10 protein-coding genes and 3 pseudogenes are annotated in these 14929 nt (G+C 33.9%); 1 reads left to right on the forward strand and 12 read right to left on the reverse strand.

Going from position 1 to position 14929, the window contains the following annotated elements; all coding sequences use genetic code 11:
- From EAH81_RS19840 to EAH81_RS27755, 9 genes and pseudogenes are all read right to left on the reverse strand, one after another.
- A pseudogene (locus tag EAH81_RS19840) lies at positions 1-1859 on the reverse strand (hypothetical protein); the annotation flags it as partial.
- 586 nt (positions 1860-2445) lie between these two features.
- Positions 2446-4302: a hypothetical protein gene (locus tag EAH81_RS19845; RefSeq protein WP_140510451.1), complete on the reverse strand. Its 1857-nt coding sequence runs from the start codon at positions 4300-4302 to the stop codon at positions 2446-2448.
- Positions 4303-4445: 143 nt separating this feature from the next.
- Positions 4446-4799, reverse strand: coding sequence for a hypothetical protein (locus tag EAH81_RS19850; RefSeq protein ID WP_140510453.1), 354 nt, complete (start codon positions 4797-4799; stop codon positions 4446-4448).
- Positions 4800-5331: 532 nt separating this feature from the next.
- Complete coding sequence (locus EAH81_RS27890; RefSeq protein ID WP_241676601.1) at positions 5332-5763, reverse strand: IS3 family transposase; 432 nt, start codon at positions 5761-5763, stop codon at positions 5332-5334.
- Between the two features lie 78 nt (positions 5764-5841).
- Positions 5842-6012, reverse strand: a complete 171-nt coding sequence (locus EAH81_RS28145) for an IS3 family transposase (protein ID WP_410501113.1) — start codon at positions 6010-6012, stop codon at positions 5842-5844.
- A gap of 197 nt (positions 6013-6209) precedes the next feature.
- Positions 6210-6506 (reverse strand): transposase, encoded by a 297-nt coding sequence (locus EAH81_RS27895; protein ID WP_241676602.1) that lies wholly within the window; start codon positions 6504-6506, stop codon positions 6210-6212.
- Between the two features lie 69 nt (positions 6507-6575).
- Positions 6576-7391: a hypothetical protein gene (locus tag EAH81_RS19860; RefSeq protein WP_140510455.1), complete on the reverse strand. Its 816-nt coding sequence runs from the start codon at positions 7389-7391 to the stop codon at positions 6576-6578.
- Between the two features lie 4 nt (positions 7392-7395).
- The gene (locus EAH81_RS19865; protein ID WP_140510458.1) at positions 7396-7992 is read right to left on the reverse strand and encodes a hypothetical protein; all 597 of its coding nucleotides are present in this window, start codon (positions 7990-7992) and stop codon (positions 7396-7398) included.
- A 460-nt stretch (positions 7993-8452) separates the two neighbouring features.
- Positions 8453-8578 (reverse strand): annotated as a pseudogene (locus EAH81_RS27755) (ATP-binding protein); the annotation flags it as partial.
- A 408-nt stretch (positions 8579-8986) separates the two neighbouring features.
- Here EAH81_RS27755 and EAH81_RS19875 point away from each other — a divergent pair.
- The gene (locus EAH81_RS19875) at positions 8987-12103 is read left to right on the forward strand and encodes a non-ribosomal peptide synthetase (RefSeq protein WP_140510461.1); all 3117 of its coding nucleotides are present in this window, start codon (positions 8987-8989) and stop codon (positions 12101-12103) included.
- A 244-nt stretch (positions 12104-12347) separates the two neighbouring features.
- Here EAH81_RS19875 and EAH81_RS19880 read toward each other — a convergent pair.
- The 3 genes and pseudogenes from EAH81_RS19880 to EAH81_RS19890 form a co-directional block, all read right to left on the reverse strand.
- Positions 12348-13025 (reverse strand): annotated as a pseudogene (locus tag EAH81_RS19880) (IS1 family transposase).
- 601 nt (positions 13026-13626) lie between these two features.
- The gene (locus tag EAH81_RS19885) at positions 13627-14445 is read right to left on the reverse strand and encodes a class I SAM-dependent methyltransferase (protein ID WP_140510463.1); all 819 of its coding nucleotides are present in this window, start codon (positions 14443-14445) and stop codon (positions 13627-13629) included.
- Positions 14446-14485: 40 nt separating this feature from the next.
- Entirely contained in the window at positions 14486-14926 is a 441-nt protein-coding gene (locus EAH81_RS19890; protein WP_140510465.1) for a SufE family protein, read from the reverse strand.
- Positions 14927-14929: the final 3 nt, after the last annotated feature.

Genomic DNA, 14929 nt, shown 5'->3' on the forward strand with positions numbered 1-14929 from the left:
ACATTGGCATCTAAAATTTTAACTGTTGTCACAGCACCGTCGGCAAGTTTAGAAGTCACGATTCCCAAATCTTTTACTAAAAAAGGACTGGCTGTTGTACCTAATCCGGAGATGGTCACCTGATCGGCAATGGCTCCAAAACTGTCTTTGTCAATCCAGGTTACTGCGCCTGTGGCATCGGTAACCAAAACTGTATTGTTTGTTCCCGGTGCTATTTTTCCAGTGGTTACATTGGCATCAGCAATCTTTGCTGTTGTCACATTGGCATCTAAAATTTTAACTGTTGTCACAGCACCGTCGGCAAGTTTAGAAGTCACGATTCCCAAATCTTTTACTAAAAAAGGACTGGCTGTTGTACCTAATCCGGAGATGGTCACCTGATCGGCAATGGCTCCAAAACTGTCTTTGTCAATCCAGGTTACTGCGCCTGTGGCATCGGTAACCAAAACTGTATTGTTTGTTCCCGGTGCTATTTTTCCAGTGGTTACATTGGCATCAGCAATCTTTGCTGTTGTCACATTGGCATCTAAAATTTTCGCTGTAGTTATTGTATTCGGAGCAATAACATTTGCATTAGCAGCACCTATAACGTCGCCACCTAAATTTATGTTTGCCGCATTTGCAATTAACTCACCATTTGTATTTATAGTTACACTTGGATTTATTGCTGATTCTTTTACAACACCTAAAGTTGTGCCATTTGCTATATTTACACCAACAATAGGGTTAGTAGGAATTGTATTATCAACCACAATAGCTCCTGCACCTGTAACACTTCCAATTTTGTTGTTGAATATTGCAAAGTCAGTGTTTTTTAGAGAACCTGTTGTTGTTGCATCGGCTGTTGCTATTTCTACTTTAACATTACCCGTTGTTGGTGCAATGGTCAGACCGTTACTATTAATACCTGTACTTACTGAAGTAACTGGCGCTAAATCCACAATAGATATAGTTTTTAATACACCCGATGTTGGATCGCTTACTACTATGTTGTCAATTGGAGTTCCAATATTTGATAAGCCAGATATTGCTATTGTATTCCCAGCTGTAGCAATTGTTGTATTACTCGTTAAAGTACCTCCAAGTCCTATTGTTTTAGATGCATCAACTGTCAAACCATTTCCGGTTTTGACTGATTCACCAACTAAATCAACTAAATTAAGTACCGTTGGAATTGTTCCTTTTTCAGCATTATAGGTTAAGGTTTTTGCTATTGGATCGTAAATAAAACTTGTTTTAGTCTCTGCATCACCTACTAAATCGACCAAATTTAATGATGTTGTGACACCTCTCTCGTCTTGGTAATTTAAAGTCTTTGCTATTGCATCGTAAGCAAATTTGGTAAGGGTTTCATTCTTACTGACAAGATCTAAATTTACCGAATTATTTACTCCTTTCTCGTCTTGGTAAATCAGTGTATTGAGAACAGGATCATAGATCAATGTAGTTAACGTTTCATTTGCTTTAACCAGATTTGAAATACTTATAACTTGTGTATTTCCCGCTTGATCGATGTAAGTAAATTGATTGCTTAGTGGATTCCAAATAACAGTATTATTTACAATATTCGCATTTGACATCAATCTTAACCATTTGTTATCTAGCCAATAATAGTAACCAGGCGTAATATCTGCTACAGAGGCTGTATTAAAAACCAGTAAACTATTTACGTTGCCGTTTAGAATTGTAGTAACATCCGTTGAACCAGTTAAATTAATTCTGGGAATTAATACACCTTTATCACTGGCTACAACTTCTAATTGGGAAGAAGCATTTGGCATTGGAGTTCCAATACCTACCTGAGAATAAGCTGCATAACTACCTAAAAATAAAAACAAGGAGAGTAATTTATTCTTCATAAGATCAATTATTAGGGTTATAAAACAATATTTATAATAAATAAAAAGTAATAAAAAGAGGATAATCAATTTTTGAATTAAAAATATCTTGATCTATCTCTGAAAAGGACTAAAAATATAAAATATTTAATGTATAGATTATATATGTTAAGAGTTGGGGATACTCTGCAAAAAAATCAAATAAAAACTCATTGTGATCTTAATAATTATTTTTTTGTAATTTTTAAGATATGTTTTTAACAAATGTTTAGTAAATTTAACAAAAAAAATAATACACAAATGTTAAATAATGTTTTTTTTTTACACAAAAACTTTTTTATTAAAATTTAAAACACCGTTTATTCCTAATGTACAAGATATAGGGCCTTTATTACAGTCCAATAAATTTGATACACAATACGTATACCCATAATCGGAAACCCTTATTTTATATAACATCCATTCCTGACGGTAGTGTTTATGCGATTCGCTTATTAAAAGGCGAGAGTTTTATTACCACTCCACTATTGCCTGATCATAACTCTTTTATCATTGGTGGTAAATAGTACTCATCGTTACCTATACACAGTAACGATGAGTAAAAGATTTACCACTGAGGAGCTGAGGTACGCAGCGCCTGGAATTGCTCATAGTAATTGGTAGGGCCAGTCGTTAATGTCGCAACATCCCCAAACGCATAATAAGAACTGGCAGCAATCGTGCAGGAAATATAAGCGCTAGGATTGTAAAAACCTAAGTACGTGGTTACTGCTGGCGTAGTCGTATTTGGGCGTCTATTTACAAAGTAACTTATATCATTTATTTTGGTTGTATAGGTCGGCAATACGCTACCTACCTTTGCATAACCTGAAGCGAACGCAGTACCTACTTTTATATTAGCAGCCGTTTGCGTGATTGCATATGTATAATGCTTAATGGCAAACCCAACCATATAACTGCTTGATGGGATGTATACATGTGTAGTAGCACCACCAGAAGTATAGCCAGGATTTCCATAGAGAGTCGCAGCGGCAGCCATATTTGCATCAGGCGCGCCCACCTTTGAACTTGTTGGCACATAGGTTGGATTAGCAACCGCGTCATATTCAGCCTTCGTTATTTCTACCCATCCATTGGTAGCTGCTCCATCATAGGTAGCGCAGCTTGTACAACCGGCAATAGCCATAGCTCCGCGAATTGCATCACCAAAAATAGCATATGGACTCACAAAACATTCCGTAATCGGGAAAACAACCGCACCTGCTGCGCTGGTGCCAGTATAGGTGCCACTAAGATTGTAAACCACATTACCGCCCACCGCATTATAGTTACCGGCTACTCGGGTCAGTGTCAGTCCGTTTATCGTCTGAATATTGGCTGTATAAGCACCGCCGTTACCGGCTGTATAAGGTAGTGTATAAGTGCCGGTATAAGACGTGCCATTTACCAATGCACCTGCTGGTGTCTGTATTCTTGTTGCGCTATTGCAGGCAAAAGTCGCAACGCTGGTGAATGTTACGCTAAAGGTACAAGTCTGGCCACCAACAGTTACCGTATATGTTTGGGTACCGGCAGCAGCACCTGCGCCAGTTGCCTGTAGTATCAGTGTTTGTGCTGCACCTACCTGGCTGGCATTAAAAGAACCTGAGGTGGCAAAGGTTACACCATTTACGGCATTGCTACTAACACTATATGCCCCAGCGGCAGAAGGTGTAATGGTAATATTCTTTGTATTGGCTGAATTCATAGAAACACCTACAGCATAAGCACCCGTAGCCACTGTACCTGTCTGGCAGTTTAATGTGGCAGCAGTGAAGACAGCTACCTTGGGTAGTGCTACAGCACATTGCCCGCCCGGCAGATTGAAAGGTATGCTTTCTGTGCTACCTGTGGTACCGGTATAAGTGCCGCTTACAGAATACACAATATTACCCGTACTGTTTGACAAAGTACCTGCTGGGTGAGAAAAAGTAAGCCCGCTCTGAATAATGGCGTCTGCCGTAAAATTTCCACCATTACCGCTTGTATAGGGTATGTTGATTGTACCGCTGTAAGCCTGACCATTTGTGAAGGTAGTGGTCTGAGGGGTAATATTTACACCAGCGTTTGCACAATTGAAGGTGGCAGCAGCATTCACGTTCGGTGCTGTTGATTGGTTAAAGTTGTACCATTGGTCTTTTTGCCAGTAGAAATAGCCCGGTATAATGGCCTCGGTGCCACCTACAGTAGCTGTGTTATAAACGATCATCCCGTCTGTAGCAGTACCTACAAGTGTCCATGTCTTTGAACCTGCAAGCGCAACTCTTGGGAAGAGCACGCCCTTATCTGGGGCAGTTACTTCTAGTTTGGCACCATCATTAGGCGTCATGGTACCGATACCAACATTGCCCGACTGGGCGATTGCATTCATTCCTAAACCCAGGAATGCACATGCTATGAGTAATTTTGTAGTTCTCTTTTTCATAAAAATAAATTTGACTATGTGTTTTGTTTGAGATTTTAAGATGAAAAACTGAGTGTATTTAACAAAGGATCAAATATCAAAGTGGTCAGAGTTTCATTTGCCTTAACCAGGTTGGAAATATTTAGAACTTGTGTATTCCCCGCTTAATCGATGTAACTAAATTGATTGCTTAATGGATTCCAAATAACAGTATTATTTACAATATTTGCATTTGACATTAATCTTAACCATTTGTTATATAGCCAATAGTAGTAACCAGACGTAATATCTGCTACAGAGGCTGTATTGAAAACCAGTAAACTATTTACGTTACCATTTAAAATTGTGGTAGCATCCGTTGAGCCAGTTAAATTAATTCTAGGAATTAAAACACCTTTATTACTGGCAACAACTTCCAATTGAGAAGAAGCATTTGGCATTGGTATTCCAATACCTACCTGAGAGTAAGCTGCATAACTACCTAAAAATAAAAACAAGGAGAGTAATTTATTCTTCATAAGATCAATTATTTAGAGTTATAAAACAATTATTTTATAAATAATATAGTAATAGAATTAAGAAAATGTTCAATTTTGAATTAAACATCTTTCAACTTTATGGATATAGAATTGATGATCGAGAATGGTAAAATATAAATAAATTATACTTTCAAATCTTATAGAGTTGGGGATACTCCTACTAAAAAAAGTCAACTGAACAATTAGTGCATTATTATAATTGTTTACTTTCAATTACTAAATTAACGTGTAATTTAGTAAATTTTATATAAATTTAATAAAAAAAAACATATGAAAAAAAAATAAATGATTTTTTTTCATATTTCTTTTTTTTTATATTATAAAATATACTTAAATGTTTTTATAATACCGAAATTTTGAGACTTAAAAAATTTGGATTCCACAATCCAAAAATACTAGGATCAATATTTATTCAGCATCTTCTATAAGTTCACTAACTATTATTTCAGTTATACTTAAAAGTTAGTTTGTGTCATGAGTGTGGATATGCAAACAAAAACTGCACATTAAGTTAAGCTACATTTTTGTAATTAATTTGATTGTTAAATTCTTCAATAGCGGCATAATTCAAAGCAGAATGTCTTCTTTTTCTATTGTACCAAATTTCAATGTATTCAAAGATTTTCAGTTTCATTTGTTCTTTAGAAATCAGTTTGTTCCCATAAATCAATTCCGTTTTCAATGATTTGAAGAAGCTTTCGGCTACAGCATTATCCCAACAATTTCCTTTACGACTCATACTGCGGGTTATTTTTTTATAGGAATCAAGAACATTTACAAACTTTTTACTGGCATATTGAACACCCCTGTCAGAATGAAAAATCAAGCCTTTTTCAATATTTCGATTTTTAACTGCCATTTTCCAAGCTCCAAGCGTAGTTTCATCAGTACTCATTCCATCACTCAAACTCCAGCCTATGATTTTTCTGTCGTATAAATCCATAATTGTTGTCAGGTATACAAATCCTTCTTTAGTTTGGATCTATGTAATATTCCGAAACCCAAACTTTTGAGGGTATTTTTACAATAATTCCCTGTTTAATATATTTTCGACAACTAAATAATTATGATTAGAGTTGGTTGTTACCCTGAACTTCTTGCTTAACTTACTTCGCAAGCCAAGTTCTTTCATATATTTTGCAACTGTAATTCTTGAAATTTTATAACCAATCCTTCGAAGTTCTAATGTTATTTATTCTAGGACTTCAATATCGTTGCTTAGATTCAAAATAAATCAATATTATCTGTTCTTTTATGGTTATTTTTAATTGTTCTCTTGCCGTGATTATATGTTTTTTCCATCGGTAATAACTTCCACTGCTTACCTATAGAACTTTGCACATTTTTTCAATCGGGAAAGCTGTTCATTGCTCTTAATGAAACTATAAATCATCGACCGCTCTTGGATAAAATACCGATTGCTTTTTTTAATATGTCGCGTTCTAACTCGGCATCTTTGAGTCTTTTCTCCAGTTCATGGATTTTTTCTTGCTCGGGAGTTAGTTTTAAATTTCCTTTTCTAGGAAAACTTCCTTCTCCAAACTCCTCGAATTCTTTACACCATTTATACAGCTGTGGGGTTGTTATTCCTAACTCTCTTGCAAGTTCTGATACATTTGTTCTATCACTCAATTGAACGGCTTTTTCCTTAAAAGCCTTGTCGTAAATTTTGTGGACTTGTTTCATAGATTAAAATTAAGATTATTTCTTAACTTTCAGTGCTGGCTAAATTAGCATGTCCAGTATATAATTGTCTTAGTTTTTAAATGTAATGAAATAATACCCGTACTGAGTTGTATTATCCGTTACTGTGCATTTATAATTTCTTAAGTTCTTTGACAAATGCATTATTTTTACGTTCACATTAAAGACCGTATTTATTGGCATTGCTTTGTTTAAAAACAATTCTAAATTATCTATTTCCAGATCAATATCAGCAGAGAACTTAAAAATATTTTTCAGAATACATTTACCAATAAATACACCCGGAACAATCTGGTAATTATCAAAATGCCCGGAACAATGATTTCGGGTGAATTCGTCAACAGTTATATTAAATTCGCTCTCACTCAAATATTCGATAGAAGTATTGGGTAATGAAGTAGTAAAATCATCGGTGTTTTCGGCATGATAATGAGACTCAAATATTCTTTTAAATGACGTCTCATCTATGATAAAATAGTCCATTTCCATTTGAAACAGCTTAGTAGTTCCGTCCATTATATCAATTATAGATTTTCCTTTTTGATCGTTTTCCAATTGAGGAGTCACTTTGGCAGTCAATAATCCGGAAGACTTAGTGTTTGAAATTTTCCTAATTCTTAATTTTTCACCCAGAAAATAATTTTTCTCATCAGTTTTTATTTCATTTGCTAAGTTTAAACTTCCCAGTGTGCAGAGTATCCTTAGAAGATCACTGAAATTTTCTTTTTCAAAAGATTCAAAAGATTTAAGTAGTGGAATTTCAGTATAACTTTGATTGAAAATAATTTTGTCTGCATTCTCAAATAAATATGGAAAAGTTTCTCCTATACGCTCTACTACTTTTTTTTGGGGCTTATCTGGTATCATCGCATTAGTTTTGTTTTATGTTATAAACTGATTTAATATTGAAATTTTGATCCGTTCTCTCGAACGTATATTCTATTTCACAATCGAACTTTACAATGTCTTTTATTCCTTCTACAAATGGTAAAAAAGTTGGGATGGTAATATGTTCCACGATGCCTAATTCAGTCAATATTTTTAAATAGCGATCTACACCGGCTAGTTCTATTATTGTATTTTTAGGCGTGTATTTTATTATTTTAAAGTTATATTCGGGACTAGAGTTGTAAATAGCATAAATTACTACCGCTGCAAAAGTTCTTGTATCCCTTTCTATTTTTGGGTTTACTTCCAAGGCTTGCATTGTTTTTAATTTTCCCAACTCATAGAACAATTTTTTCGAATGACTATCCATTTTGTCATTGCCAAAAGTTGCACCAATATTTTTTAATAATAATCCATAAAAAGCACTGGTTACATTAGATAAATTTTGCGTTAGTATGTTTGTGTTTTCAGGAAAAAAGGCATCGACTATTGCTTCTTTAATCTCAAGTGAGGGAAAAACATCTTTACTTCTGGTTTGGTTTAATATTTTTAATAATGCATCGGTCATAGTTTTTGGCATATTAAAAGGTTAGATCCTATTTAGTCCTTGAGTAAATCGATAGTATTTTTTGGAGTTATCATATCAGAAATACCTACTAACTACATAAACACCTGTTAAACTGCAGTTTAACACCTCAAATGTAGCGATTTTTTTATAAAAACAAAAATAAAAATAATTTATTTTTATTTTTTAATTGACCATTTCAGTGATTAATTGTAGTTGAATAAAAAAAACTGGAGTTCTTATCTTTTCTTGCTACAAAAAATTACGGTGCTTTAACTTTAGAGGCATATCTCAAGTAATTGTTAACGCTCGATAAAAAGAAGCCCTACCGATAAAACATTACGTGAATTTTTTATTTCTGCAGCTATTTCGTGGATATTCTGCACAAAGTGAGCACCTAATTCTGGATGAAAGTGAGCAATATAAATGAACTCAAAAAGGTGTCTAAAAAGTAGTTTAAAAATATAAAATTATTTTACTCTATGGTTGTTTTTCTATTTTCTATTTTCTTTTTTCTCATTGATTCTCCTTTTAATTCTATCCGAAGAGCATTGTGAACGATTCTATCTAAAATTGCATCTGCAATGGTTTGTTCTGCAATATATTAATTATTACCATAAAATCACACTTACATTAAATAATTTTAAACACATAACATTTAACACCTTAAACAATATATTGTATGAATAATATTACTATATTTGATCTGTTTTTATTGAAAAATAAAAATACTATACCTAAATTTAAAGTATAATTCTATTTTGGCAGAAGCAACATTGTCCTTCCAATCTATTATTCTAAAAATTTACAGCGGTAAATTCAGCCTATTATCTTCCTATCCTCCCCCCCTTTTTATGCCTATTATCAAACGAAATACATCATATATTTTATCTAAAACCTATTGAAACAAACCTAGATAAAACAAATACCTAGTTCTATAAATCATGTCTTATCTCGGCACTTATAACTTTTTTGAAGATTGTTTAATCACTATTTAAAATAAATACATATGAATGCATCAAACCAAAATCATGAAGTCTATGGATCGCAACAAAGCAGTGCTCCTACTCATCTTACAGAACAAGAAAAAAATCATTTACTTTACACCTTTAATGATACCGGCGCCTTAAATGCTGACTATCTGACATTGCCTGATCTATTTAGAGAAACTGTACATAAGTACAAAAACAATAGAGCAATTGTGTGTGGTAATGACAGTATCACTTATCAACAATTGGATGAGCAAAGTAATAAAGTGGCCAATTATCTGATGTCTATTGGTATAAGTACAGGATCTCTTGTTCCTGTTCAACTAGACCGTTCTATTGAACTGATCATTTCCATCCTGGGTATTTTAAAATCCGGCGCTGCATATATCCCGATAGACTATTCTCTACCACTCAAAAGAGTTTCTTATATCATTGCAGACTCTAATGCTAAAATCATTATAACAGACAATGCCAATAAGGATTTAATAGCTAAAGAAGTAAGTTGTATTTCTTTGTCAGACGCTGTAGTACAAGAACAATCTATCGAACCTTTATCTGTCACCATCTCTCGAGATGATCTCGCTTATATTATTTATACATCCGGCTCTACAGGAAACCCAAAAGGTGTGATGGTAGCTCATCAGTCTATTCAGCATCTGATAATCTGGCATAATAAACATTTTAATGTAACCTCCAATAGCAGTCTTAGCTTTGTGGCAGGATCTGGTTTTGATATTGCCGTTTGGGAAATATGGTCTTCACTCGTTGCAGGTTCAGTATTGTATATTGCCGATAATGATGAACGTATCAATGCCACTCAGTTATTGGACTATTATGGTCGCAATAAAATAACGCATGGATTTGCTCCAACTGTTTTAGTACCGGACATTGTAAAAGAGTCCCAACAAAAAAAACTTTCATTAATCTATTTGTTTACAGCAGGCGAAAAATTAAAACCAGTAAATACTCAGGGACTTCCCTACACATTAGTAGATTATTATGGTCCTACAGAATGTACTGTTTATGCCACTTTTTATATGGTGAACCGCACTGATGGTCTGTATGTTTCTTCTATTGGCAAGCCAATTGCCAATACACAGGCTTATGTGCTCAGCCCCCAACTAGATCTCTTGCCAATAGGCGCGGTAGGTGAATTATGCATCAGTGGTGCATGTTTGTCTAAAGGTTACTGGGGACAACCGGAATTAACCAATCAGAAATTTATAGCACATCCTTTTAAACCTGGAGAAAAATTATATAAAACAGGCGATCTTGTACGCTGGCTGGATGATGGTAATATTGAATATATTGGAAGAATTGATAATCAGGTAAAAATACGCGGCTACAGGATCGAACTGGGTGAAATAGAAAATGCGCTTGTAGGTATTCCTAATGTCAGTAAAGCAGTGGTGATTGCTAAAGAGAACAACAAGCTATATAAAACATTGGTGGCATTTATTGTGTTGGATAAAAAAATAAATAAAATGCATGAGCCAACTTCTACAAATGCCATTCGGCAACATCTTAAACAAGAATTACCTGGATATATGATCCCTGCACATTTCATTTTGACAGAAGAAATGCCGATGAATGCAAATGGTAAAACTGACCTCAATCGCCTACATGAGCTTCCTTTACAACATGATGCAAACAATGGAATAATTACAGCCCCAGAAACAGAAGCAGAAGAAATTATTACCAGTGTATGGGCAGATTTACTAGAGAGGACAGAAATTGACACAACTGATAATTTCTTTGATATCGGCGGAGATTCCTTATTGGTAGCAGTGGCTGTAACAGACATTACCAGTAAGATGAATGTCAAGGCATACATGAGAGATTTGTATCAGTATCCAACAATACAATCGCTTGCAGCTATATTAACGGAACGAAAAATCGCTGTTGCAGATATTCCCGAAGAAGATGCCGAACCGGTAATTGAATTGCAGAAAGATGTTTATTTATCACAAGATACTGTAATCACTGGTAGTTTTGATACCAATAAGCTTATCAACCCTGCACATATCTTTCTTACAGGTGTTACAGGTTTTATCGGGATTAATTTGGTAGAAGAATTACTAACAAAAACCAACGCTGCTATTTATTGCCTGATACGCGCCAAAAATGAATATGATGCACTGCTCAAAATTAATGAGCTGCTGGATAAATTTCATATTTCAATTAGTGAAGAGTTAAAAAAGAGGATTGTACCGGTAATTGGAGATCTAACGAAAAAAAACTTAGGCTTGCCAGATAAACAATTCGATATGCTCGCAGATAGCATAGATGTCATTTATCATTCTGCCAGTTCTGTAAATTTTATTCAACCTTATTCGTACATGAAAGCCACAAATGTCGACGGTCTTCGGGAAATTGTATACTTTGCAGCACATAATAAACTCAAATGTCTAGTGCTTTTATCTACCATATCTGTCTATAGTTGGGGACATGTGTTTACAAGTAAAACTGTTATGACAGAGCAAGATGACATAAAACAAAATATCCTCGCTATCAGTAAAGACATTGGTTATGTTCGAAGCAAGTATGTAATGGAAGAAATTGCAGATCTCGCCGCATCAAAGGGATTACCGGTTATTACTTACCGTCTTGGATATGCCATGTGTCATGGAACAAGTGGTGCCAGTGCGCCCTACCAATGGTGGGCAGGCCTGGTAAAGCTTTGCCTGAAGCACAATACATATCCTGCCCTTACAGAGTTACGTGAAGGCTTGATTACAGTAGATTATATGGTGAAATCAATGGTACATATTTCTAAAAATCCTGATGCTATTGGCCTTAAATTTAATCTGATTGCATCGCCGGAAACGAATCTAACCCTTGATCAATTCTTTCAATTGTTGCATAAATATTACCCGCTGCAATTAAATAAATTACCCTATAAAGAATGGCGAAAACTTTGGGAAGACAATAGCAGTTGTGAGCTATATCCGCTTACTAGTTTATTTAAAGACAATATGCATGAAGGGCTTTCTACTGTAGAACTATATCAGGATACCTATATATGGGACAACACGCAAGTGAAAACATTTTTAGAAGGAAGTGATATTAAAGAGCCCATATTCGATAAGAAAGTATTAGATGCTTATCTCCTCTATCTGGGTATAAGTTTTTCTTAATGATTTTAAACTTAATTTAATGATTTGTTTCATTAAATTTTTTTCAAATCAGCTATAAATGATTCGAGAATTGTCTTACAAGGTTACTAGAAAAATTAAAGCCTGAGAAATCTATATTTCTTAGGCTTTTTTATGGTTCGATAAATTTTGCATCAATTTAGTTAAAAATTTAAACGCCTGTATTTTCAATGAAATTTGATTCGAGTCCCGTTAAGTCAAACTTAAAAAACATACCTGTTTAAACTCAAATCCAAAAGTAAATCTTTAATATGGCAATCAAAACTACCAAACTTTTACTATAACATATCGTTCTTCGATTTAGTCTTTTAAGATGACTTCTGAGTGTCAAATTTTTCCTTTCAATATGATTAGTGCCAAAGCGTTTTACAGAATGTAATTTCTCATCAATCAGATATCTGTAGTTTTTTAACCTGTCGTTACATATCTTTTTAGCCTCCGATAATTTTAAAGTATCCAGAACACGACTTAGTGTTTTATTGGTTCGTTTCCCAACATTAAAGCTTACAACATTTTTAGAATTCCTTTCCGAAGCATAAACCAGCCAAATAAAATTTCGCTTATTTCTTATGTAAGTACACATTTCATCAACTTCATAAGTTTTTCCTTTACTGATAAATGTTTCTTGCAATTGCAACAATTCTTTTTAATAATGTAGTATTTGAAATTTTTAGTATTCTTGCCGTACTTCTTATTCCCAAACCTTCTTTTGTCAAAAAAACGATCTGTTGATTTAAATTTGAAAAATAAGCTTGATAAATATAATTTTCTATAAATCGTCTACCACAAATTTTACAATAAAATGCTATTTTTTATTTTTAGTACTTCCATTTTTAAGGGCTTTTTTCTCTTTGTATCTTGGACAGTTTATATCATCTCTAATCTCTGGAACATGAAGTGGCATTTTTGTTCATTTTAGCTGTTTTAAAAAACAGAATAAAACATAAAGGATAAGCATCACTGCTCATCCTTTATTAAATTATTTTCAATTATCATTCTTTTTCAATATGTTAGAAATATAAAATCCCATACCACTAACTCTGAAACACTACCTAAATAAATTGAATATCAATTTACTACTGTTTTTGTCATGTACTTATTTATTTTTTTAGAAAACGGCTGTCTTCAAATTTTAAGACAGTCGTTCTATTTTAAATGCTCAAAGTCAAAGACTTTACTTTGCGTAGCGAACTACAGAATAAGTTTCATATTTTAATAATTCTTTCTTGGAACTACCATTACCATAAGAATTACCATTATTATAAGTAATATGGAATAATACTAAATATCCTTTATGGCTTTATTTAAATTCATATTCTAAAAATCGCTCTTGTTTTACAAACAAAAAATTAACTGTAAGCATTATACCTGAAATTAATAAGAAAAACACACTAACAATGTATGTGTAAATAATTCCCTAAAAAGACATTGTCAATACTTGAAATATCTAAATTAATAAAACTAGAAATAATAGCCCATATCTTTTTTGAAAACTATTTAAAAAACTACTTTTTCTTTGCTGTCGTTACAATGGCCTGTAACGGAACGGAAAGATTTTCTTTACCATATAGATCAGCCAGTTTTCCACTTAATTTATTGATAATCTCAGGTAAAAGATCCTTATCTTTTTCTATGATGCTTCCATAAATGGGAGCTCCTTCCAATAGACCTGTGGCAGCGCTATCGGAATCCTTACTGTATCCGTTTGCTTTAACTAAAGAAGTTTCTATATCATCAAATCCACCTTCTTCAAGCTCTGCTGTAATGATGACCGATTCAAAATAAGAAAATGGCAGGTTATAAAAGGACGGTGGGTCTGCCGGGAAATATTCTTCCATTAATTCTTTTACCAAATGAATGACACGGTTTTCTTCCATTTTATTCCAGCTATTAAAAATATAAGTTCCTCCTTTTTTCAAAACCCGGAATGCTTCTTTATGTGCTTTAATCTTATCCTGATAAAACATCACCCCAAATTGTACAGTAATACAGTCAAAATATTCATCCCCAAAGGGTAGAGACATGGCGTCTACTATCTCCCAAGTAACATTTTTGTGATCTTTTACAATATCTTTTGCAAGATTCAGCATTGCGGAATTAATATCCGTAGCTGTGATCTGGGCATTTGGGAGCTCTTTTAAAAGTTGGTTTGTAACCCTTCCTGTTCCGCAGGCGATTTCCAGTATTTTAGATGGTGAAGTTTCTTTCACTCTTTTTGCCATATCCATAGCATAAGATTCGAAAAGTAACGGCCCTAAGTATTTCTCATATTTAAATGGGATACTACTACCTGAGAAAGAATTTGTTGTTGTTGTTGTGTCCATAAAATTTTAATTTAGTTTGAAAGTTAATAGTTAAGTGTTTTTATATAGAACAACTTCTTGGTCCTACAAGCTTACCTTCAGCTGCCAATATCTGGATATCTTTAATCATAGCCAATATTCCATTGGATTTATTTGGGGACAGATATTCTTTAAGATGTATTTTGTCAATGAAATAAAGATTCGCATTAGCAATATCTTGCTTTCTTTTACCTGATAATACGTAGAGTATCAAAGCAATTAGTCCCTTAGTGATGGCTGCGTCACTGTCTGCCTGAATATAAAGTTTTCCATCTCTTTCTATACTATGTACCCAAACAGTAGCCTGGCAACTCCATATACGATTTTCATCTGTTCGGAATGCCACGTCCATTTCCTGAAGTGCTTTTCCCATCTGAATGATCAATTTATATTTGTCCGAAAAGTTATTTCCAGATTTGCTAAACTGCTCAATTAGATCATCTTGTAGTTGATTAATAGTCATTTT

Source organism: Flavobacterium pectinovorum, assembly GCF_006438875.1.
In the GTDB taxonomy this organism is placed as follows: domain Bacteria; phylum Bacteroidota; class Bacteroidia; order Flavobacteriales; family Flavobacteriaceae; genus Flavobacterium; species Flavobacterium pectinovorum_A.